Annotated in this window: 24 protein-coding genes and 2 pseudogenes; 16 read left to right on the top strand and 10 right to left on the bottom strand. The window is 41.3% G+C overall.

Annotation, left to right across the window (positions count from 1 at the left end; genetic code table 11):
- Positions 1 to 148: 148 nt before the first annotated feature.
- The gene (locus M3205_RS21865) at positions 149 to 793 is read right to left on the bottom strand and encodes a 2OG-Fe(II) oxygenase (RefSeq protein ID WP_251171817.1); all 645 of its coding nucleotides are present in this window, start codon (positions 791 to 793) and stop codon (positions 149 to 151) included.
- A gap of 246 nt (positions 794 to 1,039) precedes the next feature.
- Here M3205_RS21865 and M3205_RS21860 point away from each other — a divergent pair, with 246 nt between their 5' ends.
- From M3205_RS21860 to M3205_RS21850, 3 genes are all read left to right on the top strand, one after another.
- Positions 1,040 to 1,660 (top strand): YitT family protein, encoded by a 621-nt coding sequence (locus M3205_RS21860; RefSeq protein WP_251171816.1) that lies wholly within the window; start codon positions 1,040 to 1,042, stop codon positions 1,658 to 1,660.
- Positions 1,661 to 1,726: 66 nt separating this feature from the next.
- On the top strand, positions 1,727 to 1,963 hold the full coding sequence (locus M3205_RS21855) for a hypothetical protein (RefSeq protein WP_251171815.1): 237 nt from the start codon (positions 1,727 to 1,729) through the stop codon (positions 1,961 to 1,963).
- Between the two features lie 943 nt (positions 1,964 to 2,906).
- On the top strand, positions 2,907 to 3,071 hold the full coding sequence (locus tag M3205_RS21850; RefSeq protein ID WP_251171814.1) for a hypothetical protein: 165 nt from the start codon (positions 2,907 to 2,909) through the stop codon (positions 3,069 to 3,071).
- A gap of 68 nt (positions 3,072 to 3,139) precedes the next feature.
- Here M3205_RS21850 and M3205_RS21845 read toward each other — a convergent pair whose 3' ends face one another.
- From M3205_RS21845 to M3205_RS21835, 3 genes are all read right to left on the bottom strand, one after another.
- On the bottom strand, positions 3,140 to 4,030 hold the full coding sequence (locus tag M3205_RS21845; protein WP_251171813.1) for a selenium metabolism-associated LysR family transcriptional regulator: 891 nt from the start codon (positions 4,028 to 4,030) through the stop codon (positions 3,140 to 3,142).
- A gap of 59 nt (positions 4,031 to 4,089) precedes the next feature.
- On the bottom strand, positions 4,090 to 5,133 hold the full coding sequence (locus M3205_RS21840) for a YeiH family protein (protein WP_251171812.1): 1,044 nt from the start codon (positions 5,131 to 5,133) through the stop codon (positions 4,090 to 4,092).
- A 415-nt stretch (positions 5,134 to 5,548) separates the two neighbouring features.
- Entirely contained in the window at positions 5,549 to 6,775 is a 1,227-nt protein-coding gene (locus M3205_RS21835; protein WP_251171811.1) for a CynX/NimT family MFS transporter, read from the bottom strand.
- 216 nt (positions 6,776 to 6,991) lie between these two features.
- On the opposite strand from M3205_RS21835, the pseudogene M3205_RS21830 reads away from it, so the two are divergent.
- The 7 genes and pseudogenes from M3205_RS21830 to M3205_RS25700 all read left to right on the top strand — a co-directional run bounded on the left by M3205_RS21830 (position 6,992) and on the right by M3205_RS25700 (position 12,224).
- Positions 6,992 to 7,698, top strand: a pseudogene (locus M3205_RS21830) (NAD(P)-binding protein).
- 228 nt (positions 7,699 to 7,926) lie between these two features.
- Positions 7,927 to 9,177 carry an MFS transporter gene (locus M3205_RS21825; RefSeq protein ID WP_251171810.1) on the top strand — a complete coding sequence of 417 codons (1,251 nt, stop codon included), beginning with the start codon at positions 7,927 to 7,929 and terminating at the stop codon, positions 9,175 to 9,177.
- Between the two features lie 65 nt (positions 9,178 to 9,242).
- Positions 9,243 to 9,685, top strand: a pseudogene (locus M3205_RS21820) (arsinothricin resistance N-acetyltransferase ArsN1 family A).
- 169 nt (positions 9,686 to 9,854) lie between these two features.
- Positions 9,855 to 10,199 carry an ArsR/SmtB family transcription factor gene (locus M3205_RS21815; RefSeq protein ID WP_251171809.1) on the top strand — a complete coding sequence of 115 codons (345 nt, stop codon included), beginning with the start codon at positions 9,855 to 9,857 and terminating at the stop codon, positions 10,197 to 10,199.
- A gap of 14 nt (positions 10,200 to 10,213) precedes the next feature.
- The gene (locus M3205_RS21810) at positions 10,214 to 11,509 is read left to right on the top strand and encodes an arsenic transporter (RefSeq protein ID WP_285886824.1); all 1,296 of its coding nucleotides are present in this window, start codon (positions 10,214 to 10,216) and stop codon (positions 11,507 to 11,509) included.
- A 17-nt stretch (positions 11,510 to 11,526) separates the two neighbouring features.
- Positions 11,527 to 11,946, top strand: a complete 420-nt coding sequence (gene arsC, locus M3205_RS21805; protein ID WP_251171808.1) for an arsenate reductase (thioredoxin) — start codon at positions 11,527 to 11,529, stop codon at positions 11,944 to 11,946.
- 146 nt (positions 11,947 to 12,092) lie between these two features.
- On the top strand, positions 12,093 to 12,224 hold the full coding sequence (locus tag M3205_RS25700) for a hypothetical protein (RefSeq protein ID WP_285886823.1): 132 nt from the start codon (positions 12,093 to 12,095) through the stop codon (positions 12,222 to 12,224).
- Between the two features lie 235 nt (positions 12,225 to 12,459).
- On the opposite strand, the gene M3205_RS21800 is transcribed toward M3205_RS25700, so the two are convergent.
- Positions 12,460 to 13,326 (bottom strand): MurR/RpiR family transcriptional regulator, encoded by an 867-nt coding sequence (locus M3205_RS21800; protein WP_251171807.1) that lies wholly within the window; start codon positions 13,324 to 13,326, stop codon positions 12,460 to 12,462.
- 202 nt (positions 13,327 to 13,528) lie between these two features.
- Here M3205_RS21800 and M3205_RS21795 point away from each other — a divergent pair, with 202 nt between their 5' ends.
- Positions 13,529 to 14,908, top strand: a complete 1,380-nt coding sequence (locus M3205_RS21795; protein WP_396106226.1) for an aspartate aminotransferase family protein — start codon at positions 13,529 to 13,531, stop codon at positions 14,906 to 14,908.
- A 58-nt stretch (positions 14,909 to 14,966) separates the two neighbouring features.
- Here M3205_RS21795 and M3205_RS21790 read toward each other — a convergent pair whose 3' ends face one another.
- Genes M3205_RS21790 through M3205_RS21775 form a run of 4 tightly spaced genes read right to left on the bottom strand, consistent with a single transcriptional unit; the run spans position 14,967 to position 19,601 of the window.
- Positions 14,967 to 15,365 carry a hypothetical protein gene (locus tag M3205_RS21790; protein WP_251171806.1) on the bottom strand — a complete coding sequence of 133 codons (399 nt, stop codon included), beginning with the start codon at positions 15,363 to 15,365 and terminating at the stop codon, positions 14,967 to 14,969.
- Positions 15,366 to 15,370: 5 nt separating this feature from the next.
- Positions 15,371 to 16,765, bottom strand: coding sequence for a sensor histidine kinase (locus M3205_RS21785; RefSeq protein ID WP_251171805.1), 1,395 nt, complete (start codon positions 16,763 to 16,765; stop codon positions 15,371 to 15,373).
- Positions 16,762 to 17,433: a response regulator transcription factor gene (locus tag M3205_RS21780; protein ID WP_251171804.1), complete on the bottom strand. Its 672-nt coding sequence runs from the start codon at positions 17,431 to 17,433 to the stop codon at positions 16,762 to 16,764. Before M3205_RS21780 ends, M3205_RS21785 begins: the two co-directional genes overlap by 4 nt.
- 38 nt (positions 17,434 to 17,471) lie before the next feature.
- Positions 17,472 to 19,601 (bottom strand): MMPL family transporter, encoded by a 2,130-nt coding sequence (locus M3205_RS21775; protein ID WP_251171803.1) that lies wholly within the window; start codon positions 19,599 to 19,601, stop codon positions 17,472 to 17,474.
- Positions 19,602 to 19,863: 262 nt separating this feature from the next.
- Here M3205_RS21775 and M3205_RS21770 point away from each other — a divergent pair, with 262 nt between their 5' ends.
- The 3 genes from M3205_RS21770 to M3205_RS21760 all read left to right on the top strand — a co-directional run bounded on the left by M3205_RS21770 (position 19,864) and on the right by M3205_RS21760 (position 22,414).
- Entirely contained in the window at positions 19,864 to 20,553 is a 690-nt protein-coding gene (locus M3205_RS21770) for a YetF domain-containing protein (protein ID WP_251171802.1), read from the top strand.
- A gap of 127 nt (positions 20,554 to 20,680) precedes the next feature.
- Positions 20,681 to 21,523, top strand: a complete 843-nt coding sequence (locus M3205_RS21765) for an STAS domain-containing protein (protein ID WP_251171801.1) — start codon at positions 20,681 to 20,683, stop codon at positions 21,521 to 21,523.
- A gap of 192 nt (positions 21,524 to 21,715) precedes the next feature.
- On the top strand, positions 21,716 to 22,414 hold the full coding sequence (locus tag M3205_RS21760; RefSeq protein ID WP_285886827.1) for a YwaF family protein: 699 nt from the start codon (positions 21,716 to 21,718) through the stop codon (positions 22,412 to 22,414).
- Positions 22,415 to 22,454: 40 nt separating this feature from the next.
- Here the strand turns inward: M3205_RS21760 and M3205_RS21755 are convergent, their stop codons facing one another.
- Entirely contained in the window at positions 22,455 to 22,613 is a 159-nt protein-coding gene (locus M3205_RS21755) for a hypothetical protein (protein WP_251171799.1), read from the bottom strand.
- A gap of 272 nt (positions 22,614 to 22,885) precedes the next feature.
- Here M3205_RS21755 and M3205_RS21750 point away from each other — a divergent pair, with 272 nt between their 5' ends.
- On the top strand, positions 22,886 to 23,590 hold the full coding sequence (locus M3205_RS21750) for a copper homeostasis protein CutC (RefSeq protein ID WP_251171798.1): 705 nt from the start codon (positions 22,886 to 22,888) through the stop codon (positions 23,588 to 23,590).
- A gap of 445 nt (positions 23,591 to 24,035) precedes the next feature.
- Positions 24,036 to 25,940 (top strand): endonuclease MutS2, encoded by a 1,905-nt coding sequence (locus M3205_RS21745; protein ID WP_463674820.1) that lies wholly within the window; start codon positions 24,036 to 24,038, stop codon positions 25,938 to 25,940.
- The last annotated feature ends 429 nt before the right edge of the window (positions 25,941 to 26,369 follow it).

The following is a 26,369-nucleotide window of genomic DNA, read 5'->3' as shown; positions in this document are numbered from 1 at the left end:
GGAATTCATTATAAATATTCTTACTCATGAAAAATCCTCCGTCCTATTGATTAAATCTATTGAAACACAAAAAACCCCAGAAAGGGGCACTTTTTTATAAGTGTCCAGTATCTGGGGTATAGTTCAAGAAGTTCCCCAAGCGCTTTTTTTATAGTTTCTTTCTTCTCATCCACTGTGTGGCAGCCCATTTGTCGCCAATGACAACAGGTGCACCGCCATGAAGAGTTAAATCGTTTAAGTTTTGGTCATCGTAAAAATATTCGAAGTACACGGCCATGCCTTTTTGTGGTGAAACGGAAAGGTTAAGCTTTGGGAAATACGTTTCCCCACCCTGTTCCACATCATTCAGGTACATTACAAGCGTGCTGATTCGCGGATTGCTTGCTGCTCTGCTGGCCGAAGAGAAAAAGTCAAAGTGTGCTTTATATTCCTGGCCAATTTTATAATTAAGAATCTGCAGCCCCTCACCATGCTCAACAGGAATGTTCATGATTTGGGATACTCTTTTCTCGATTCTGGCGACGAGTTCATTTTCCCCTTCCTCGAAAAATGTACTGCTGCTTGTTCTGAGTTCTTCCGCTTCAAGGGAGTTGGCAACTTTTGAACGCTGCATGCGATCTTTTGACTGCTGAATCAGCTGGTCACATTCTTCATCGCTCAAAACATTTCCCAGTACTACAATTAATGGTTCTGTGAATTTAGCGATTATTTGAATGTCCCGATCTTGAGTAAAAATTTTATTTCCAGCATGATCAAAAATCGTTTGTTCTTTAATAGATGCATCCATTGCCATATACATCAACCTCTTTTATTTAGTTTTCTGAAAATTCAATATATTTTTGCGCTGCTTGACGTATTTCTAATTGTGTTTTTTAACTATTTTTCTGATGGCTGAATTTATTTTACACTTTGATATGTAGGAATTCTATCTTTTTTTTCTGGGAAACTATAAAAAAATTAAAAGCAAGCGTCCGCATTTTATCGATTCGACGGAATATATTTCAATACATAAGCCAGACTGAACGAAAGGAGATGAAAGGTGTATAGAAACAGAGTTCCGTACTATTTAGGCCAGAGTCGAAACGGCACTTTTTCCGCATTTAAAAATGGACTGATTATCATACTAGGGGCAACACTTGTGGCTGTATCCCTGCAATTATTCCTTGTGAAAAATTATGTCATTGACGGCGGTATTGTCGGATTGAGCATCCTCCTTTCACATGTTTTTCATGTAGATGTAGGTGCATTGATCCTGCTGTTAAATCTCCCGTTTTTAGCGGCAGGCTTTTTCTTTTTAGGGGGAAGATTTCTGATGTTAAGCCTGTTTGCCAGTTCTGTATTGGCAGGGGAAACATACATATTGGCTCCTTTTGAGGAAGTGACTAACCATCCCTTGCTTATCATTATTTTGGGAGGGCTTTTGCTCGGAACGGGAGTGGGGCTCATTATCCGGTTCGGAGCCTGCCTGGACGGTACAGAAGTTTTGGCAATATTATTCAGCGAGCGCTTGCCTTTCACCATCGGGCAATGCATTCTGATCATGAATACCCTCCTATTTGGCAGTTCGGTTTTTTTATTCGGAATCACCGAAGCGGCATACTCCCTTGCCACATTTTTGGTAGCTTATAAAACCATAGATACCATTTTAATGAAGACTTAACCATTTTCGGATAATTTGTCGGGCCAGGTGCATCCTAAGCTATAAAAAGCTGAAGGGGATAGCAAAGTGAATCCATACGAAATAACCGGCATGATTGTAGATGATGAATTTGATGGGGAAGAATATGTGACGGCAGAATTTCGCCATGAACAAAATACTTATAGCATCACATTTAAAAAAGCAGATCTTGAGGTAATTAACGCCTGGGAATTTACTGACGGCTCGTCGCTGCCCGCGAATTTGTCTGAAGAGATGATCGAACTCATTAGAGATGATGTGAAAAATAGAATAGGACTAAAATAGAGGCTGTAAAGTGAACCTCTATTTTTTTGATTATGTGTTTAAATCTGCAAATAGTTAAGTCCAACTTGCAAATAGAAGAGCAAATCTGCAAATAGTTCAGTCCAACTTGCAAATAGAAGAGCAAAGTAGCAAAAAGTTCAGTCCAACTTGCAAATAGATGAGCAAAGCTGCAAAAAGTTCAGTCCAACTTGCAAATAGAAGAGCAAACCTGCAAAAAGTTCAGTCCAACCTGCAAATAGAAGAGCAAACTTGGAAAAAGACAAGTCTAACTTGCAAATAGATGAGCAAACTTGCAAATAGCTCAGTCCAACCTGCAAATAGAAGAGCAAACTTGGAAAAAGACAAGTCTAACTTGTAAATAGAAGAGCAAATCTGCAAAAAGTTCAGTCCAACCTGCAAATAGAAGAGCAAAGCAGCAAAAAGTTCAGTCCAACTTGCAAATAGAAGAGCAAATCTGCAAAAAGTTCAGTCCAACCTGCAAATAGATGAGCAAACTTGGAAAAAGACAAGTCTAACTTGCAAATAGAAGAGCAAACTTGCAAATAGCTCAGTCCAACCTGCAAATAGAAGAGCAAACTTGCAAATAGCTCAGTCCAACCTGCAAATAGATGAACAAACCTGCAAATAGTTCAGTCCAACTTGCAAATAGAAGAGCAAAGCAGCAAAAAGTTCAGTCCAACTTGCAAATAGAAGAGCAAAACTGCAAAAAGTTCAGTCCAACCTGCAAATAGATGAGCAAAGCAGCAAAAAGTTCAGCCCAACCTGCAAATAGAAGAGCAAATCTGCAAAAAGTTCAGTCCATCCTGCAAATAGATGAGCAAAGCAGCAAATTCAGTCCAACCCGTAAAGAGATGAACAAACCTGCAAAAAGTTCAGTCCAACCTGCAAATAGAAGAGCAAATCTACAAAAAGTTCAGTCCAACCCGCAAAGAGATGAGCAAACTTGCAAAAAGTTCAGTCTAACCTGCAAATAGCCAAGCAGAATGAAGGAAAGAATACAGTCAAACACCTAAAAGTACACTGGATTATTATATTTTTAGGCAGTACAGATACAAATGGAATGGAAGATAAAACTAATAGCCAGGTCAATATTAAAATTGACGCTTAATACATAAAAGCTCAGAGTCCGCGGCTCTGAGCTTTTATAGGTATTTTCGCTTTTCCTTATTTAGTCCCTCAATGTTGTCTGGATGTTATAAATTCCATCAGCTTTCTGCTGGTATGTTTCAGGGCTTCCTCATGAAAGATCATGTAAAAGTCCCGCTGCATTGAAATTCCGTCTATATGTAATTGTTTTAAAGTTCCAAGCCGAAGTTCTTTTTTTACAGCGGACTTTGAGATGATGGAAATTCCTAATCCAGCTTCGACACATGTTTTTATAGCTTCGGTGTGCTTCAATTCCATAATGACATTCAATTTGGATGCATCTACATGGCATCTTCTAAAGGAATCCTCCATTACTTGCCGTGTTCCAGATCCTTTTTCACGGATAATAATAGGAACTGACAGGAGCTCCTCGATGGTTATATTGTCCGTCTTAATGAATTTATTATCAGGGGAGGCTATGATAATCAGCTCATCTTTGGCAAAAGGAACTTGTTTTAAGGTTGGATAGGAGAGCATGGATTCAATGAACCCTAAGTTAATTTCATGATTTAATAGTTTCTCAACGATATGCCTGGAATTATATACATTTAAATGTAGGTTGATTTTAGGATAGAGACTCGAAAAATCGGCTAATAAGAAGGGGAGTACATGCTCCCCGATTGTTAAGCTGGCTCCGACCTTTAAGTCCCCATGTACACTTCCCTTTAATTCTTCCAGTTCATTTTCAGTTTCATTCATTAAAGCTATCAGCTTTTTGACTTTATGATAGAGGATTTCCCCTGCGGGTGTCAGTGAGATTTTTTTTGTTGTCCGTTCAAAGAGCTGACAGTCCCACTGTTCTTCGAGTTGTTTGATTTGAAGGCTGACACTTGATTGAGAGAGGTGAAGATCTTTGGCAGTCTGGGAAAAACTTTTATTATTTGCGGTGACATAAAATACTTTCAGATAGTCGAGGTTCATGGATATCCTCCTTCAAACATGTAACTTCCTTCTATCTATTGTAATCGATTAGGGGTCATTTAAAAAATTTTATATAGTAAGAGTATCAGCGGGGTTATGGCAAGAAGACCCAGGAAGCCTGCAATAGCAACAGCAACAGGTTTAAAACCAACTTTCACAAAATCTTTCCATTTAATATTAAGTCCCAAACCTGCCATACCCATTGCGAGGAGATAGGTGCTCAGTAACAGAAAGATACTGATGATGCTGCCGGGTATGGAGAAAATAGTATTGATCAGGCTGGTAAGGAGAAATCCGAAAATAAACCATGGAATTGGCAGCTTCCCTATATTGGGGCTTTCACTTCTGTTTTTTCTGTTGTAAACAAAGCTTATGAGAAGGGCAACTGGTATCAGCAGCAGCACTCTACCCAGTTTTACAAGAATGGCAGAGTCACTGCTGACATCTCCGCCCGGAACCCCAGCTGCCACAACATGGGCAAGTTCGTGCAGCGTTGCCCCGGCAAGAACACCATATTCTTGCTCACTGATCGGAAGCAAGGGAAATAAAACAATATACAAAATTGCCCCAATGGTTCCTAAAACGGCTATGCAGGATACTGCCACAGCGGTTTGCTCTTCCTTGCTTTTGACAATTGGCGCAATCGCAATTATGGCTGCCGCTCCGCAAATAGCAGTGCCTGCAGCAAGTAAAGCTGACAATTTCTTATTGATTCTGAAGGCTTTGCCCAAAAACAGGATGAAACTCATTGTAAAAATGATGACCACTGAATCTATAATCATGATGGAAAAGCCTGCTGATATAATTTCCTGCAAATTCAGCCTAAAGCCCAATAAAATAATCCCTGCACGAAGCAATACCTTGCTTGAGAATTGTATGCCTGTATGAGCGTCCACAGGTACTGATAGCGTATTTCCCCAGATGCCTCCCAGCAGAATGGAGAGGATCATGATTCCGAGAATGGAGAAAAAGGGAAGATGGGCAATTTGTCCAGCCAGAACCGCAAGGAAAAGGGTCAGTGATAATCCTTTCGCAAACCCGATAGCCTTTTGTTTTTGTTTAGGGTCTTCTATTACAAATTCTTGAATTTTTTGTGCTTCCATAGCGAGATCCCCTTTCGTTCCTATGATATCTTAACCGTATCATAGGAACGGAGAACCGCTTCACCGATTGTTTAATAAGACTTATTGGATTTTTTAATGATACAAAAGTTCATGGAATAAGCCTCTTTTTGCTGAAGTAATTGGACAGGATTAAGGCTTGCACATCCTGCTGGGTTTGGCCAGATGTCGGAGGAAGGGCTGGAAGTGGCCTTGCACCATCTTTCAGACGCCTGGTATAGCAATAAAAGTATTTTCAACAGGAGGCAACACCCTATCAAAATAGTTATAAGCGGATATGGCCGAGCAAGCAGCAGTTGGACGAAAAGTAGTGTGCTATAGTCAGAACCCGTGTCCACTTCGGATACAGAAAGCAGTAAAACACACGGTCCAGTCTCTTAACGAATTGTAACTAGTATTAAGCAATGGTTGACGCAGTTTTTTTATGGTCTTTTTCCTGTAAAACAAATCGATCACGCCCCGCCCCAATCCCGGAAATCGTAAAGATTGCAGTTATGACCAAAAGCAAGGCCAGCGGAATGGTCCATGAGTGAAAAAGGTCATATAGTGAGCCGATGAGAATCGGTCCAACTGCGGCAAGAAGGTAGCCGACGGATTGCGCCATTCCTGAAAGACTGGCAGCCTGTTGCGCATTTTCAGCACGAAGGCCGATCAGGGTTAAGGAATGGCTGATCGCAGCACCCAGTCCAATTCCGATTAGAACGATGCTGATGTTAGTGATGATGGCATTAACATTTAAAAGCAGACCTGTTAGGCCGGCAAAAGTGAAAATGCCGATTCCAAGAGCAATCCCTTTTTGGGTGGGAAGCCGGTCGGCAAGAACCGGAATAATAAAATTAACAGGTAATCCTGAAAACTGGAGAACCGTTACCATCCATCCAGCTTCAGCGATTTCCCGACCCTGGCTATGAAGAATTTCAGGAAGCCAGGTAGTAGCGCTGAAATAGACCATTGATTGCAATCCCATAAACAGTGTGACCTGCCAGGCGATGGGAGAGGTCCACATGGAAGACTTTGGTGCAGAAACCGCAGATACTTCCGTTTTTTTCTTCACCATTCTTAGCTGAGGTAGCCAGACAATGATGGCAATTAAGATCAGGACGGCCCATGCTCCAAGCGAGAGCCTCCAGCCCACCCCAAGACCCTCAGCAAGTGGTACACTAAAACCTGGCGCTAATCCGGCACAAATTCCCATTGAAAATGTATAAATTCCTGTCAGGAGCCCAACCTTCTGTGGAAACTTTTCCTTGACCATCCCCGGAAGAAGAACATTGCAAAGACCTACCCCTAATCCTATTAAAATAGTTCCTATGTACAGCGGAGGAAGCATTCCTGCAGATCGGGCCGCAATGCCGGCTCCTAAAATCGTTAATCCCAAAAGAATACTCCATTCACTGCCAAGCTTTTGGGCGATCCTCGGGACAAAAGGGGAGAGCAGGGCGAAGGCAACAAGCGGCAAGGTGGTCAAAAGACCAGCTGCACCATTGGAAATTCCCGTCTCATCCCGTATCGCCCCAATCAATGGCCCTACGGATGTAATCGCTGGACGTAAATTAAAAGCCACAAAGATAATGCCAGCTATTAGTAAAAGGTTTTTAGAATCCACTTTTGCTGTAGCTCTCAACTCAAAACACTCCCTAATGGTATTACGAACATCCTTCGTTTTACGAAAAGATAATATTCTGAATAGTATAAGTGCTTTCAAATGAAAAGTACATAGCTTTTGGGAGGATTGGTAAAATAATTTCTGGGTGCCGGGATGAATTTAGAGAAGGTAAGTGAATCATATTTACTTACCTCAATTCGGAGACTGTAATACTTTGATTATTTTAGTCAGCCAATTCATATTGGCGCCGGCCCAGTGGGACTAGCAGCTGCTGCCCACCTGGCAAGCAGGCGACAATCATTTATTCTGTTCGAGGCAGGGAAGCAAGCTGGAGCCAATAAATATCAATAGCTGGGGACATATTCGATTATTCTCACCATGGAGTTCCAATATTGATAAAGCTGCTGCCAGGTTATTAAGCGCCAATGGTTGGGAACAGCCGCAATTGGAAGCTATTCCGTCTGGGGAGGAACTTGTTGAACACTATTTAAAGCCGCTGTCCAGCTTACCTGAAATAGAGCCTTTCATTCGCCTTAACACGAACGTTTTATCAGTTGGCAGAAAGAACACCGATAAAATTAAAAACGCAAACCAGGAAAATATTTCCTTTGTTGCACATTCAGAGCAGAATGGAGCCAAATTTTCATAGCTGCGGAACGGTTCGTTCCCATGGAGAAAAGGAATTATGACAGCCTGGGAAGAACCTTTATATTGTGGGTTCCAAAAGCCGTGCTCTAACCTTCTTGATGGCGACAGGCTATGAGCAGGTTAGGTCTGTGGCTGCTTATTTGGGCGGTGATTCCGATGATGCAGAAAAAGTGAAGCTGGATTTGCCGGAAACGGGTGTATGCAGGGTTAATATAAAAAGTTCATTTAAGTGTCTGCGTCATCCTGTTGAAATTGATAATCTGCTCCTAAGCTGCTCCTTAAAATGTAATTGAATAGGTGATAATAATGACAAAATCATGCCGGAGCCCTCAAAAAATATTTTAAATCTTATATGAAATTAATCTTAAGTGCTTTTGGGTGTTTTGTTGAGGATGCGAAAGATAAAACATTTGAAAGCTGTTTCGATTGCGGAAAATGAAATGGGGCGGGAGACATTTACACAATTTTTTTTTGCTTATCGGGAATTACTGAACCATTCGAATTAAAGGAGAGACTGACAGATGGCGGCTTTTAAAAATTATTTATCTGGAAAACCAATAATAATAGTCGCCATTGCCACAGCTTTAAGCCTTTTAGGTGATTCCATGCTGTATATTGCCTTGCCTATTTATTGGGAAAGTGCCGGCCTGGACTCTCTTTGGCAAGTAGGTGTGCTCCTATCAATAAACCGCTTCATACGATTGCCTTTTAATCCATTTGCAGGCTGGATATACAAACATATTTCATTGAAGGCTGGCTTGATTATTGCTGTTCTGTTAGGCGGGTTCACAACGATAGGCTATGGAATATTCAAAGGGTTTGCGGCCTGGGTGATTCTACGCTCTTTATGGGGGATTGCCTGGTCGTTTTTTCGGATTGGAGGATTGTCGGTTGTTGCTGTTTATTCTGAAAACAATAAGCGTGGAAGCTCTATGGGATTATATAACGGGCTCTACCGAACAGGAAGTCTGGTTGGCATGTTGGTTGGGGGCTTGCTCATTCCAATTATAGGCTTGAGCGCCGTATCACTTGCATTTGGGTTATTGTCCCTTTTGGGGCTTCCTCTAATGCTGAGTTCTAAAATTAGTCATGCTGAGGAGACACCAGGGAGGATTGATAAAAGGGCTGAAGAGAAGCCTTTCATTGCCAGGAACGCATATAAAGCAGCGATTATTGTTTCAGGCTTTTTCATTTCCATGTTATATCAGGGAATAGTGACATCCACAATGAGCTCCTTGATCGAACATTTTTACGGAGAGAGTATATCAATATGGAATGTGGCTGTCAGTGTTACTTTTTTATCAGGCATCATCCAGGCGGTAAGATGGGCATGGGAGCCTTTTCTGGGAAAAACAGTGGGGAGCTGGTCTGATCGGGCACAGGGGAGGCTGCCGATTTTTATTGCTTCTTTGATTTCATCAGCATTAGTCTTTGGAATCGTATCCATTAGACTTCCATTAGGGCTGTGGATAGCTGTTACTCTTTTAGTGATGGCCGGAGCTACTATTTTAACAACCATTTTAGACACGATTGCACTGGACACAGCAAAAACTGTAAACGTGGTAACTTTCCTCACGATATACTCCATCTCTCAAGATGTGGGGGCAGCTTTAGGACCGGCAATTAGTTACATCTTAATTCAATTAGAGGCTGGTTTTACAAGTTTATATTGGGGCAGTTCGATAATACTGCTTATCTTAGCCGTGATTTGGACTGTTTTAGCAAAGAGATTAACCACATTTATAAAAAAAGAGATCCATGAATCTTATTAGAGGAGGAATTCAATGATCAGTGAAATTATTGTTCGTTTAGGAAGAAGACAGATTTGAAAGAGATTATGAAGATTTATAATCAGGGAATAGAAGATCGCATAGCTACATTGGAAACAGAGACAAAAGATCCTTCCTATATGACAAAATGGTTTGATCAGCATCGAGGGCGATATTGTGTGCTTGCTGCAGAAAAAGGGACCGCGTGATAGGGTGGGCTTCCCTAAATCCATACAGTAACCGCTGTGCTTATGATGGAGTGGCAGATATCTCAGTCTATATCTCCAGGGAATACAGGGGCAAGGGGGCAGGCGGGAAGCTGCTATCTGCCCTCGAAAAGGTTGCAAGAGAAAACAACTTTCATAAGCTGGTATTGTTTACTTTTCCATTTAATGGACTGGGGCAGGGATTATACAAAAAAATGGGGTATAGTGAAGTAGGTATATTTCAAAAACAAGGTGTGCTAGACGGAGAATTTGTGGACGTGATGGCTTTGGAAAAACTTCTATAAATATAATATTATGTTTGCGGTTAAAGTTTTTAGCCGTTTTTTGTGTGGTATGACGATGAAAAAACAGCAGATCACCAAAAATAGATGACGTAGTTTCACAAAAAACCATTTACGTATATAAGTAAATCGTTATATATTAATATACGGGCAAAGCGGAGGTGATGAGATCGTGATAGAATCCACAGTCGAAATCGGTAAAGCAGCATCCATTTTAAAATTACTGGGCGACAAAACACGGCTAACAATGGTAAAACTATTAAACAACCATGATTGCTGTGTATGTGAATTTGTGGAGATTTTCAAAATGAGCCAGCCTGCCATTAGCCAGCATCTCCGGAAACTAAAAGATGCCGGTGTGGTAAGGGAAAATAGAAGAGGTCAGTGGATTATTTATTCATTGAATCAGGAAAGTGACTATTACCCTTTGGTTCAGAATGTGCTTGATCATCTTCCAAGCCAGGATTATTTATTAACAGAATTGGAAGAGCAGGGACTGCGAATTTCCTGTGAGTAAGAGGGGGAAACATATTGACTCAAATAATTTTAGCATCGGTGATTTTCCTGGTCACCCTCATATTAGTCATATGGCAGCCAAAAGGTTTGTCCATCGGCTGGTCCGCATGCGGCGGCGCCATCCTCGCCTTAATTGCCGGTGTGGTGGATTTCAATGATGTTGCAGATGTTACAGCTATCGTCTGGAATGCCACATTAACTTTTATTGCCATCATCATTATATCGCTTATATTAGATGAAATCGGGTTTTTCGAATGGGCCGCTTTACATATGGCAAGAGCAGCAAAGGGCAGCGGAGTGAAGATGTTCATTTACGTTTCCATTTTGGGAGCGGTTGTCGCCGCATTTTTTGCGAATGATGGTGCGGCACTCATTCTAACGCCTATTGTCCTTGCGATGATGAGAAATCTTCAGTTTGAAGAAAAATTGGTTTTTCCGTTTATTATGGCAAGCGGATTTATTGCGGATACCACGTCACTGCCATTGGTTGTCAGCAACCTGGTCAATATCGTCTCCGCTGACTATTTTGGCATCGGCTTTGTGGAATATGCGTCCCGCATGATTATTCCAAACTTCTTTTCACTGGGTGCCAGCATACTGGTTTTATTCTTATTCTTTAGAAAAAGCATCCCAAAGAATTATGATTTATCTCATTTGAAAAAACCAGCAGAAGCAGTTAAAGACAGCAAAATGTTCCGATTGTCATGGCTTGTGTTAGGTATCTTATTAGTAGGCTATTTTACCAGTGAATGGATTGGTGTCCCAGTTTCATTCATCGCAGGCATTGTAACAGTGTTCTTTCTGAACATGGCGCGAAAAAGCCCTGCCGTGAATACACGCACTGTCATCAAAGGTGCACCATGGGCTATCGTTTTCTTTTCGATAGGCATGTATGTAGTGGTTTACGGACTTCGAAACGCGGGTCTTACAAATGTACTGGCTGATGTCATTCAAATGACAGCTGACCAGGGATTATTTGCAGCAACGATTGGAATGGGATTCATTGCGGCAATCCTTTCTTCTGTCATGAACAATTTGCCAACCGTTATGATTGACGCTTTGGCCATTGCTGAAACCGATACAAGCGGAATCATCCGTGAAGCCCTTATTTATGCGAACGTGATTGGATCGGACCTGGGTCCGAAAATTACGCCGATTGGGTCACTGGCAACGTTGCTGTGGCTTCATGTATTGTCCCTGAAGGGAGTAAAAATCTCATGGGGAACGTACTTTAAAACGGGGATCATCTTAACGATTCCAACACTGTTCATCACATTAACCGGATTGTACATTTGGCTAATGATTATTTAAGAAGGGAGCAATCCAACGTGACTAAAAAAACGATCTACTTCCTATGCACAGGCAACTCATGCCGCAGCCAGATGGCAGAAGGATGGGCGAAACAGCATTTAGGTGAAGACTGGAATGTTTTAAGTGCAGGGATTGAAGCACATGGCTTGAATCCGAACGCTGTAAAAGCAATGAAGGAAGCTGGGATTGACATCTCAAATCAGACTTCTGATATTATTGATACGGAAATTCTCTATAATGCAGATATAGTTGTAACGCTTTGTGGAGACGCAGCAGATAAATGCCCGATGACACCCCCTAATGTAAAGCGAGAGCACTGGGGATTTGATGACCCTGCTAAAGCAGAAGGAACAGAAGAACAAAAATGGGCTTTCTTTCAGCGTGTACGGGATGAAATCGGCGTCCGCATTAAAACATTTGGCGAAACAGGTAAGTAAACATTTAAAGGGGGGACCAAATTGGAAAATTACTGACAATGCGCGTGATGAATTAAAAAAAATGCTCGAAGAACCAAATGCCAGCAGCGTCCGCATCTTTTTTGAGGGCTATGGCTGAGGACAGCCTAGAATAGGACTGGCTCTGGATGAGCCGGATCAATGAAATCAAAGTTGCAATTGACCCGATTATTGAACCAAACACTGAGAATCTTGTTTTAGAGCGGAGCGGTAACGGAAGCGGGATCTCGATGATCGGGAATACGGGAAGATGCTGTTAGAAAAGGACCCAAGGGGGTCTTTTTCTTTGTCTATTGAGTTAACAGCTTACTTTTGAAAAAGAAGTATAGCGTTTCATAACGTTAAGAGTCATCCTCTTTCTCTTCCCCTTTAAATGACAATGTAATTCCTGAGTGAAGAGACGCGAGTGTATTATTGCCCATAAAAAAATGCCATCCCTTTTCCTGATTCTGCGAAAAAGAATGACACATACATGATAAGCATGGACTAGGCCTATTATTTCCTTTGGTTTGAGTAAAACGTGCCGAAACGATCCCAAATATCCTCCAATTTTTCAAGGCGATCCTCAGATTCATTCATTCTATTTTTTCCAACAAACGCAATGAGTGTATTAATAAGGCTTAGGGGAGCAACAAAAGAATCAAAAAAAGTTGGCAATTGACTTGAAGCCGTTAGCACGGTATCTCCATGAGGAACGAGCGGTGAAAGTAGATTGTCGGTAATGACAATGGTTGTTGCACCCCTTTCTTTCGCAAAATCCATAATATTGACAGTACTTGTTGAATAACGCGAGAAGCTAATGCCAACTACTACATCATCCGCATTCAAACTATATAACTGTTCAGGTTTATTTTCAACGGGACCCAGTAAATGAGCATTTCCTAAAATAATATCCAAGTAATATTGCAGAAATACCCCTAGAGATGCTGCACTCCGGTTCGCAGATATATAGATGTTCTTTCCGTTAAGCAGGTGGTTTCCCGCATCAACAAACGCCTTTGAATCTAAATTTTCCATTGTCGATTTAATATTGGCTATATCATCTTCAAAAATATCATAGATGGCCTGGTTTGAATCATCATAAACCTGTGAAGACATTTTTAACCTGTCCTTTGTCGTTAACTGCATCTGGACAGAGTTCTGCATCTGGTTCTGCAGTTCACGATAGCCGGAATATCCTAAAAAGACAGCAAAACGTACCACTGAAGCCTCGCTTACTCCTGCTTGTTTGGCCAGAGTGGCAACCGTATAAAAAGGAACCGTGTTCGTGTTTTGAAGGATAAAGGAAGCCAGTTTTTCCTGCGACTTGCTCATGCTTGACATTTTATCAGCAATTAATTGATAGACATTTTTATCACTCATAATGACCTCTTTTAAATTTTTCTTTATAAAAAGGATAGTCCTATTATCAAACAAATGCAACAAAAGTTTCATGTTCCATATTTTTTTGAAATTTTTTGTTCAAAAGGGGTTCCAAAATCATTCATTCTCGCCTATTATGAAATAAATATTTCAATATTTAATGATTTTGAATAAAATATTTCTAATTTCAGGAGGAATTGTAATGACATTAATGGCAAGCCATTCCCTAATTGAGTTTGAGAACAAGACATCAAAATCCAGAGATTTTTTCTCAAAAGCTAAAGAAGTCATGCCAGGCGGAGTAACCGCTAATATCAAATCCTTTGATCCTTATCCAATTATTATGGAAAAGGGGAAGGGAGCTTATTTATATGATCTTGATGGAAATGAGTATGTTGATTATCTGCTTTCCTATGGTGCTTTAATGCTTGGGCATGGACATCCAAAAATCATTCAAGCCATACAGGAACAGCTTGAGGGAGACGGAACTATGTTATTTGGAACTCCGCATCGTCTTGAACTTGCTATGGGAGAGAAAATAAAAGAGCTTTATCCAAGTATGGAAAGAATCCGTTATACCAACTCCGGAACAGAAGCTACTCTTCTGGCTTTGCGATTGGCATATGCTTATACGGGTAAAACTAAAATTGCTAAATTCGAGGGTCATTACCACGGAGGTTATGATCAGGTTCTTTTAAGTTTAAATCCTTCCCTTGAAGAAGCAGGGCAGGCTCATGCACCAAAATCAGTGATTGAATCTAAAGGGATTGATCCATATCATGAGAAACAGACCATAGTACTTCCTTTTAACGATCTCGAACATACCTCTGAAATCTTAACGAAGAATAAGGATGAAATTGCAGCCGTTATCCTTGAGCCTATACAGGGCGGCTTCATCCCTGCAGAATCTTCATTTATGAAGGGTTTAAGAAAGCTGACGGAAGATCTGGGCATCCTGTTAATTTTTGACGAAGTAAAAACAGGTTTTCGTGTGGGACTCAGTGGAGCTCAAGGACACTATAGCATTCAACCAGATCTTACCGCATTGGGAAAAGTGGTTGGCGGTGGTTTTCCTGTGGGGATCGTAGGGGGGAAAGAAGAGATCATGATGACAAGCGCTCCTTCCGCTTCATCAGATGTTTTTGACAGCAGTCACAGTAAAAAATCCAGTGCCAAAGATGTACTTTTTCACAGCGGAACATACAATGGGCATCCTACGATTCTGGCAGCTGGCCTTGCTACTATTAACGTTTTAGAAAAAGAGATTGAACATGTTTTTAAAATGACTGACAGATTAAAAGAGGGGATAAATGGTCTTTTTGAACAGCGGGGAATTCCGATGCAAACAATTGGTCTGGGCTCCATATTTAACGTTGTCATAACGGAAAAAGAACAAGTAAGGAACTATAGAGATTTGCAGCAGGCTAATTTTTCCATGAGGAAGGAACTGGACTTTGGTTTGCTTGCAAAAGGAATCTATACAAAGCCATTAAACAGATACAGTATGGCTACTGTCCATGGCGAAAAGGAAGTAGACCGTACACTTGAAGCGTATGATACCGTACTTTCTAAAATGTTTTGAGGGTTCTCGAGTGAATAGAAAAAAGCAATGCAGTATTAAGAACTGCATTGCTTTTTTATTAACGTTCTGCTGTTTTCTCTGTCAAAAAGGTAATGACCACAAACAATGCAAAAGCAAGCAATAGCAAGGTTCCGCCAACAATAAAGAAGACCATAACAAAGGTATCTCCTAAATCGAAGGGATTTAATGTATACAACCACATGCCGCTTGTTAAGCCTAATGCACCTGCCATTCCAAGAATACTATGAATGGGAACTAGTTTTTTATATTTTACCCGGTATACTTTATAAAAGATTCCCCAAGCGAATACGGAAAGCCATCCGACCAGCAGAATGTGGGCATGAATGGGTCTTAATGAATAATCCATCTGTCCGGACATATGTGATCCCAGGTAGGTTCCGAAAATGCCGAAAAGGGCTGCAAATCTAATTAACCTGATACTCCATTTTTGTTCCATAACGCTTATTCCTCCTGTTGTTTCTCTCTGAAAAATGTAATGGTAAAGGATGTGCCTTTGCCAGCCTGGCTGTCTGCCCTGATATCCCCATTATGCAGCTCGATTATCTGTTTCACAATCGAAAGCCCGAGTCCAGTACCATCTTTCTTTCTTGCCGAGTCCACCCTGTAAAAGCGGTCGAAAATCTGGTTGATTTTCTCCGCGGATATTCCGATTCCAGTGTCTTTAAATACAATCTTAATTTCAGAATGTGACTCTGATAGGCTGATCAAAATACTGCCGCCATGTGAGTTGTATTTTATCGCATTTGTCAGCAGGTTGTCCCAAATATTCACCAAAAGCTCAGGATCCCCTTTAAAAATGACCGGAGAGAGCTTGTAGGACACCTCAATTTCTTTTTCCTCCAGCCGCCATTGATGCCTTCGGATGGTTTCCTTGATTTGTTCATCCAATTTCACTTCTGAAAGCTTCATTGGATAGGATTTCTGATCAAGGGAAGTTAGCAGCAGAAGCTGTTTGGTAAGATTGGAAAGCCGCTTCGATTCCTGATCGATAATCTGCACATATTCGAAATGTTCTTCATCGGAAAGATGCTGTGTCTGCAGAAGCTCCGCATACCCTTGAATATTCATAAGAGGGGACTGGAAGTCATGGGACACATTGTTGATGAATGACTTGCGGGCTTCATCATTGTGCTGCAGCTGTACCTGCATTCGGCTGAAACTTTCCGCGAGCTGTCCGATTTCATCTTTTCGCTCAATATTTAATGGAAAGTTGAAATTCTCACGCGAAATTTCCTTGGTTGCTTCTGTCAGCTTCGTGATAGGTTTGATCAGATGCTTGGCGAACCAAATCACTCCGGTAATGCTGACAACAGCAATGGCGACAAAGAACCATGCGAAAATCATATGAATATCTGAGAAAATCAAATTATTATCCGGACGAAGGAAAAGCCCGTAATTCTGATTATCCATCGTAAAAGGGACGCCGACTGTATTTTTAAGATCGTTAGAAAAATGGCCCATCATCAGGAATTTTCCCGCAAAGCTGTCCATCCCGTGATAAACCTTTTGATCGGTAAGCACTTTATCGGCTTCCTCAGGCAGTTCGTTCCTGTTGAACGGCTGTCCGAAGAATTCTCCATCACCTGATTCATTTACGATATAAAGCTGATAGCCGAGCTTACTCATTGAATGTAAGTATGTTCTATATGTGGAGTCGGAGGAATGCAAATGTTCAAGTTCATTCGCGATTTCCTCTGCGATCACCACATTTTGTCTGTCAATTTTCCCTTTTGTTGAAGCCATGTAGACCCAGTTTGTTAAAAGGAAAGAAAGAAGGATGCTTATAGCTAATATCACAAGTGTAGCAACGATGAATTTTCGGTAGAGCGTCTTCATTCTATTTCCTCAAGCTTATATCCGATACCGCGGATTGTCTGAATTTCAACAGTCGCCCCGTATTTTTTCAGCCGGTCTCGGACGCGGTTGATGTGAGTATTTAAGGTCTGTTCACTGCCTTCATAATCAGCACCCCACGCCTGTTCGATTAAAGCTGCTCGCTGGGTGATTTTATTTTTACGGGCAGACAGCAGACTAAGGAGCTCAAATTCCTTTAGTGGAAAAAGGATGGTCTCCTGATTGATTTCCACTTCAAAACTTTTTCTGTCTATGGTCAGATTACCTGCCTTAACGATTGTTTCCATAGCCCGACCGGCTCTCCGGAGCACGACGGCTACCCGGAAAAGAAGCTCCTTCACTTCAAATGGCTTCACGATATAATCTTCAGATCCCGATAGGAACCCCTGCTCCTTATCACTCAGCTGCCCCTTTGCTGTCAGAAGAATAACAGGAATTCCGAAGTCGTCTGTCAGAAGCCTGGTGAGTTCGAATCCGTCCATACCAGGCATCATGACATCGACAACGGCTAAATCAGCTGTTTGTTCTTCCAATAGTCTTAAAGCTTCTTGAGCATTGTCTGCACGCAGCACTTGATAGCCCTCACGATTTAAATGAATCGTGACAAGTTTTTGGATATGCACATCATCATCAACGACAAGTATCTTCATTTAAGGCCCTCCTCTTGGGGAATAGGGAGGAACCCTCTCTATTCCGAAATGTTTTGCCGGGAAGTTTCCTTATCATCTTTTTCGAAAAATAAGATTAATGCCGGTAGCAGCATACCTCTCACAAGGAAGGTATCGATTAATATTCCCATGGCAACGATGAAGCCAAATACGAATAAATCAGCGATAGGCATAGTCATCAGAGCGGCAAAGGTAGCAGCCAGAATAAGGCCGGCCGAAGAAATGACACCGCCGGTATTGCGGATGGAAATTTCAAGGGCATCCTTCACACGATGTTTCTTTCTTTCCTCCATAAAACGTGAAACCAGGATGATGTTGTAGTCAATCCCCAAGGCTACAAGGAAAATAAAGGAATAAACAGGAACACGCGAACTAATCGCATCAAAGCCGAATAATACATCTACAAGGAAAATCCCTAGCCCTAAAGCCGAAACGAATGAGAGCAGAATCGTTGCCATCATGTAGATCGGCATCCGGATGGATTTTGTAAGCGCAAATAACAGCGCAAGGATCAGGATTGTTTCAAGCAGGACAATTTTCTTGATATCTCCGCTGTTGATATCCTGTTCGTCCACTATTTTCGGAGTTACCCCGCTATAGTACGCTTCAGCATCCACGCCGATTTCATCTAATAACTCAGGTGTGTCGTCACGCAAGGTTCTCATAAAGTCTATTGCTTCATTCGAATATGGATTGATGGATAGTGCCACATTCATTTTAGCTGCCTTGCCGTCTTCTGACAGGTCAGACAGGCGGACAGAGGCAATTTCATCATATTCCTGGAGCTTTTCACTGATTACACCTGCATCACTTTCATCTAATTGCTTATCACTGACAATAAGAAGTGTTGAAGGAGCCAGTTCCCCTTTGTCATATCTTGCTTCCACAATTTCATAACCAACCCGTGAAGGAAGATCCTCAGGGAATTTTTTGACGGTATCAAATTCATAATCAAGGTTGAAAATATTAAACGCTGTGATCAGCATGAAAATGCCGACAATTCCTCCAGAGACGCCAGGCTTATTTACAACGAATCTGGCAATTGGTCCCCAGACACTATGTTTAACTTCTGTTTCCGCACCAAATTTAGGAACTTTAGGCCAGAACGCCTTGCGGCCGAATAGAGTAAATAATGCTGGAACCAGTGTAACAGAAGCCAGCATGATAAAAAACATGGCCGTTCCAAAAATCGGGGCAAAGTTCTGATAATCACGGAAATCAGCGAAAAACAGAATCAGCATGGCAGCCAGCACCGTTCCGCCCGCGAAGAATACAGGCTCGCCGGTTGCCCGCATTGCATGTTTCATAGCTTCATATTTGTTTTCGAAATGATTCAGTTCCTCGCGGTAACGGGAGAAAACAAATAATGAATAATCAATGACGGCAGCAAACAGCAAAATGCTCATGATTGAGGTTGTCTGATTATTGATCTCAAGTCCGCCGGCACCCAGTAGTGCAACACTCTGATTCACGACCTGGTAGACGATTACCGTTGCCAGAAGTGGAATGAAGGCCAGCAATGGTGAACGATAAATCGCTATTAACAGTACAAGAATGATGCCAACAGTGGCAATCAGGAGAACAAAGTCAGCCTGTTCAAACAGCTTAACTGTGTCTCCGGCAATACCTGCAGGACCCGTAATATAGAAAGCTGTGCTTTCTAGATCCTTTGCAATCTTATTGCCGACTTCAGACGCATGATCATTAATATCTGCGTACTGATCATTTCCAAGTCCCTGTTCAAGCTCCATTGGCACAATCAGAGTGGACTTGTCCTCAGAAAGGAAAGACTCGATGGCCTGTGGCGGAAGCTTGCTGATATCAATAATTGTTTTGATTCCATCGATATCCTCATTCATAATTCCTTGCAATATTTTTTGAACTTCATCGATTTGGACCTCGCCATTTTCATTATGAAAGACGAGAATTCCTGGTGTTCCTTGTTTATTTGGAAAATATTCTTCTGTTTTATTCTGGGCGATAATGGATTTCGCCTCGTCAGGAAGTGACTGGAAATTATTTGTTTTATAATCCCCCAGCATCGGACCTGCGCTTAAGCCGATCATTAGCACTAGCCAGCCGATAATCGTAATCCACATTCCTCTCTTGGTGGATACCCAATCTGTTACCCCATGCAGCAGTTTTTTCACATAAATGCCTCCTAAAAATAATTTCAATTGTTATTTTATAAAATGAAAATAAACTGAACCTCAACTTCTGTTTACAATTAGCTTGTGCATGAAAGAAGTGGTTTATATAGAAAATATAATCATATTAACATGAGGAGAGACAAGGATAAAAACAGCCCCATTGTGACGGCTGAAGAAGTGATAAAAATGTTGACCAAAGATTTTGGAGCTTCAGGGAGGTTATAAGCCTCCTTTGAAATTTTGAAAGGTGTGTGTGTTAAGTATGCCGATTCAGGAAACCATCCTCCGTGTAACCATTTCATTTTTAGTATTATTTCTGCTGGCGAGGCTGATGGGGCGCAAGGAAATCGGACAAATGACCTTTTTTAACTGGGCCTCAGCCATTGGTGTCGGGTCTATCGCCGGGAACCTTGCTGTGAACGAAAGCACCCGAATCAAGGATGGAGTCATCGCGCTGGTTTTTTGGACGCTTTTCACCATTGCAATGGATTTGCTCGACCTTAAATCAAAACAGGGAAGGTCAGTCACAACAGGAGATCCCCTGGTTGTAATAAAAGCAGGCAGAATCATGGAATCCGCTCTTAAAACAGCGAGGGTGGATCTGGATGAGCTTCAGGCGCTATTACGGCAAAAGGATATCTTTTCTTTTAAGGATGTCGATTATGCCATCCTCGAGACAAATGGAGATCTGTCTGTGTTAAAAACGGTAAGCCAACAATCTGTAACAAAAAAGGATCTAAATATCGACAGTCAAAAAACGCCTCTGTTTCCTTTACCGACAGAAGTCATTGCTGATGGAAAAGTCAATTCAGAAAATCTGACGAAACTGAATTTAAATAGGAACTGGCTTGAAAGGGAATTGAAAAAAGCGGATATCCGCTCTGTTGAAGATGTGTTTTTTGCTCAAGTCCAGCAGGACGGCACTCTTTATTTTGATCCAAAAGACAAATAAAGGACAGAAAATTTATTATTACATTTAAATGTTTATTCAATAAAAGAACGGGTATTGAAGTATGTTGGGGTATAGGGTGAAACGTTCTCATATTTAAAGTGATATCCAGTTGCTATAGGGGGAGAACATGAATAATCAAATGCTTCTTTTAGGGGAAAAGATATTAAATGAGAAGGACACAATAGCGAAAAAACTGCATAAGGATCGTATGAGCGACGTCGGGATGACTGAAACAGAAAGGTCACAGGCTGAGAAACTGGAAGCGGACATTGTTCAGCTACGTGCTGAGTTTATTGAATTATTCGGTTTAGCATTGCTGAATCATGAGGACAAAGATCAATCTTTAGAAAGTATGGAGAAATGGTGCAAGAGGACAAGTGAGTATTTCTTCAAGCTTGGCATCCCTTTGGATGAAGCTTTAAAGGATGCGGGTTATTACCGTAAATATATCTGGAATGAACTTGAAGAAACAATGATGGAGCATAAAATGACAGCTTCTGAGATTATAAAGGTAGTCTATGTGATAGACCCCTTACTTGATCATTCCATTCATTGTTTCAGCATGTTTTATGTCAAATTTCATCAAGTAACTCTGGAGACTGCAAAGCAGGCTTTCCTTGAGCTATCTGTTCCGGTTGTTCCACTCTCGAAAGGGGTAGGCATTCTGCCGCTAATTGGGAATATTGATACTGGGAGAGCACGGTTGTTAATGGAAGAAACACTAAAGCAATCTGCACACCTGAAACTGTCACATTTAATTTTAGACCTTTCCGGTGTAATGATTGTCGATACGATGGTGGCAGATCAGCTGTTTAAAGTGATTGAAGCCTTATCGCTTGTCGGCGTTAAAACCATCATTACAGGAATCCGCCCGGAAGTGGCACAGACGATCGTCACGCTCGGCATTAATCTGAATGACATTCAGGTAAGAGCCAATGTGTATCAAGCTTTTGAAGAACTGCATGGGTAAAATTGAAAATAGCAGAGGAATTCAGATATGAATTTTCTCTGCTTTTTTTGTTTTAAGCCCTTTCTGCCGTGGTCATCCATTCAATTTTTCCGCATATGAACCGTGTTAATTTTCCCAACCGTGAATACAATGAATCAAACAGCACTTCAATGAATATTGAGGGGTGATGACATCTTGTTTTCGGTAACGGGAATGCAGGGTTTTGAAATATTTTCACTAATGCATCTGGTTACGTTGTTTCTTTTCTTTTTTACGGCCTGGTGGCTGGTGTATTACAGGCAGATGCTCAGGGCTTATCAGAAAATCATTAAATGGACGCTGTTTTTTACGTTGCTTGCCTGTGAAGTGACGTATCATGTATGGCTGGTCCTGACAAATCAGTGGGATGTGTCAAGTCTTCCGCTCCAGCTATGTTCCTTAAGCACGTTCATTGCACTTTTCCTATTTTTAAGGCCAAATAAAAAGGCTTTTTGGCTGCTGTATTTTATTGGTACAATTCCTCCCATTTTAAGCATGGTGACACCTGATATGGTTTACCAATTTCCTCACTACCGCTACATCAAATACTTTCTTCATCATTCAGCCATTCCATTAGCCGTACTCTATTTTATTTTGTTTGAAGGATACAGGGTGCCGAAAAAAGCGGTGCTGACCGGCTTTTTAACACTGAACGTAATTGCGGTGCCAGTCTTCTTTATAAATCTGCTGCTGGGAACTAATTTCTTCTACTTGGCGAGCCCGACAGAAACCAAAACCCTGCTCTCCTTTTTCGGGAACGGTGTCTGGTATTATGTAACGCTTGAAGCAGCTGCGTTAGTTGTCTTTTTCATCACTTATTTACCGATGCATTATGTGCAGAAAGCGGAACAAAAAAGAGTCCGGGGCAATTAAAAACCGTAATCCTGCTTGACGGGCAGGATTACGGTTTTTCTTAACGTTTATTCTGTTCCTTTTCTTTTTCGTATTGGCGCTGCGGAGTCATTTTGGAAATGGCATCATCCACAACTTCCTGGGCTTTCTTTGCTTCGCGGTCCTGTTTTTGAGCTTCCTCCTGAATACGGTTTACGTCCTTCGGGGTATTTTCGGTCATAAAATAAACCCTCCCTAATTTGTTATATGTAATTAATGTTTCCGAATTTCAGTGAATTAAACAAATTGGAAACATGGAACCTTATGAATACTGAATCGTAAAACAGTAAAGGCGGGGGATGTATAAGAAGGAGCCCAGGATTTCGGAAAGTGCAAAAAAATACACGAAAATTTTATCGCTCGTTCCAATGATCCTGTTAACATTGATATTTGCTATTGTATTCTTTAATCTACTAATAGAAAAGTTCAGTTAAGTATTTGTAAGAGGGAGTAATGCGAAAAATGATAATTGAAGTGATCGCAGACACACTTAATGATGCGCGAATTGCCGAAGTGGCTGGGGTAAGCAGAATTGAACTGGTAACCGGGCTGGAAGAAGGCGGCCTTACCCCGAGTTATGGAGTTATTGAGAGAGTGTGCAAAGAACTAAGGATTCCGGTTAATGTGATGATCCGCCCGCACAGCCGCGGGTTTTGCTATTTGGAAGAGGACATAGAAATCATGATTCAGGATATTGAAGTCTGCAAGAAGCTTGGTGCAGCAGGTGCAGTATTTGGCGTTCTCACATCTGACCATAGAGTACATAACGAACATTTGAATCGGTTAGTTCAAGCTGCTGACGGACTGGATATTACCTTCCACCGGGCATTTGATGAGACTGAAGACCAATTTGCGGCTCTTGAAGTGATTAAGGAGTATCCGCAGATTTCGAGAATCCTTACATCTGGTGGAGAGAGTAGTGCTGCAGATTCTACAGAAAGATTAAAGCGTCTCCATGATCTTACGGCAGATAGCCATTTGAAAATTATGGCTGGGGCAGGTCTGTCAGTTGATAATATAAAATCATTTTTGGATGAGGTGCCTGTCACTGAAGTTCATTTTGGTTCAGGTGTACGTGTGGAATCCTGCTATGAGAATGCCGTTGATCCTGAGAGAATGCAGGCTTTAAAGAAGATTATCGGCAGCAGAGGGTTATAGAAAAAAGCAAGCATCAATTATTTAGATTCTGTTTCCGTTGAAACTCTTCTTTGATAACTACTTTTATTATTAATTTAAGTTTTCAGAATGACGATTGACTGGACCGGCAGTTCCGTGCTACATTAATTTCATATTATTAAAAGGTGTGGTGAAGTATGTCGATTGCAGGTGTCAACTAATTGTTTAGTTGAATAAGGTGCTAATTTTCTGGTTTTCGCCAGTTTATTAAGAATGCCTTTTTTCAAGCATGTTATGTTTGAATACCTGCTATCAGACTGCTTTCATTTCTATATATTCGTGTAGCTTTAGACACTATGCCTATTTTAGGGTTTAGTTTGTTTATGCCTGTTCGAAAAGTAGAACGCCCGCGGAAGCTTTCTGCCCAATTTACATTGGGGCGGGGAAGGCTTTTGCGGGCTATTTTATTTGGAATGAGGCGGAGAGATTGAATGGAATGACCTTTGATAAATTACAATACCACGAATTGAAAAATAAAGTGAAACATCATTGCGTCAGCAGTTTAGGGAAAAAGCTGATTGATAAACTGGAGCCGAGCTCAAGTATAAAAGCCGTACGCAATCGCTTAAACGAAACAAGCGAGGCGAGAAGGCTGCTAGACGCTGAAAAGCATCTGCCATTAACCGGCATTTCCAATATCACAGGCATTATTGAAAAAGTGGAAAAAGGGATCATATTAACTCCTTCAGAGTTAAACGCTGTATCCGATTTTCTAAGAGGCTGCCGGAAAATCAAAAAGTTTATGGCAGATAAAGAATTTTTTGCGCCTGTACTCTACACGTATGCATTATCTATGACGGAATTCAGAAATATTGAAGAAGAAATCTTATATGCAATCAAAGGAAACATGGTTGATTCGGGTGCCAGCAAAGAGTTGAAGCGGATCAGAAATCAAATTGCCAAAACCGAAGAGAAAATTGAAGAACGCTTGAATAAATTCTTGCGCAGCAGTGCTAATAAGGAATATATTCAAGAATTTTATATAAGCAAAAAGGATGACCGTTTTACGATTCCGATCAAAGCATCCTTTAAAAATCAGGTTGCAGGAACAGTGGTTGAAACATCTTCAAAAGGGTCGACTGTTTTTATGGAACCTGATGCCGTTTCAAAGCTTAATGTGGAATTGTCCATGCTGAAATCGGAGGAGTCGGTAGAGGAATATCAAATACTGGCTACACTTTCGGGAGCTATTCTTGAATCCATTCATGAGATCAACATCAATATTGAATGCATCAGCCAGTACGACATGATTTTTGCGAAAGCGAAGTACAGCAAAAGTACGGACGGTATTGAACCGGCGATTAATAATCATGGGTTTATCAAATTAGTAAACAGCAAGCATCCTTTATTGGAAGGAAGCGTTGTCCCGCTGGATTTTGAAATCGGGAAGGACTACAGAAGCTTAGTCATAACAGGCCCAAATGCGGGCGGGAAAACCGTGGTCTTAAAGACAATCGGAATCCTCACTCTGGCTGTCATGTCCGGATTTCATATAAAGGCGAAGCCTGGAAGTGAAATCGCCATTTTTGACAATATCTTTGTAGATATTGGCGATAATCAGAGCATTGAGAATGCCTTGAGTACGTTTTCTTCTCATATGAAGAACATTTCCGAAATCATGAGTGCTTCCACTAATAATACGCTGCTTTTATTCGATGAGATTGGGAGCGGAACAGAGCCGAATGAAGGGGCTGCATTGGCCATTGCGATTCTTGAAGAGTTTTATCACATGGGGTGCATCACGGTTGCCACTACTCATTACGGTGAGATTAAACGGTATTCTGAAATGCATGGTGATTTTATGAACGCTGCCATGCTATTCGATAGTGCGGAATTGAGACCGATGTATAAGCTTTTAATAGGTGAATCTGGAGAGAGCAATGCACTTTGGATTTCCAGAAAAATGAATATCCGTGAACATGTCCTAAAGCGCGCGCAATTGTATATTGAAAATAAGGAATATAATTTAGAAGCAGTAAGAGAGAACAAAATAAAGAAGCCAGTGATTGAAGTGAACCAGACTGAAGATGTGTATCAATATGATATTGGTGATCGGGTGAAAGTGATCAGCGAGGATGATTACGCCATTGTGTATGAACCAATTGATAAATTCAATAACATTAAGCTGTTTTATAAAAATGAATTAGTGGAAGTCAACAGCAAGCGGATTGAATTGGATATTAAAGCAAGCGAGCTGTATCCGGAAGGGTATGACAGGAATACCTTATTTACCAGTTACCATGAACGGAAGCTGCAGCATGATCTGGAGAGAGGATCGAAAAAGGCGCTGCGGAAGGTAGAAAAGGAGATTCGGAATAGGAAGCAGGAATAAATAGGTGAGGCGATTCTCAGGGTGGGGGATCGCCTTTTTTCTGTGTTTTTTGTTTGAAGCTGCTTGGGGTGCTGCCACAGAACTGTGGTTTTCAGCTGTTTGAGTCAGAGGTTGTCCCAGGTTCTGACACAAAACTGTGGTATTCAACTGTTTGAGTCAGAAGTAGTCCCAGGTTCTGCCACAAAACTGTGGTGATCAGCTGTTTGAGTCAGAAGTAGTCCCAGGTTCTGCCACAGGACCGGGGTGATCAGCTGTTTGAGTCAGAAGTAGTCCCAGGTTCTGCCACAAAACTGTGGTATTCAGGTCAAGCCCATATAATTGTGTAAAAAGAAAATGAGTCAAATTAATTCCTTTGGTCAACAATGTTATCAGCTACGAAAAACAAGTTGGAGGAATTAATTATGACTCAATTACAGTTTAACCTAAATC

The sequence above is a fragment of the Cytobacillus firmus genome (assembly GCF_023715565.1).
Lineage (GTDB): Bacteria > Bacillota > Bacilli > Bacillales > Cytobacillaceae > Cytobacillus > Cytobacillus firmus_C.
This window is presented reverse-complemented; position numbering and strand designations above follow the sequence as displayed.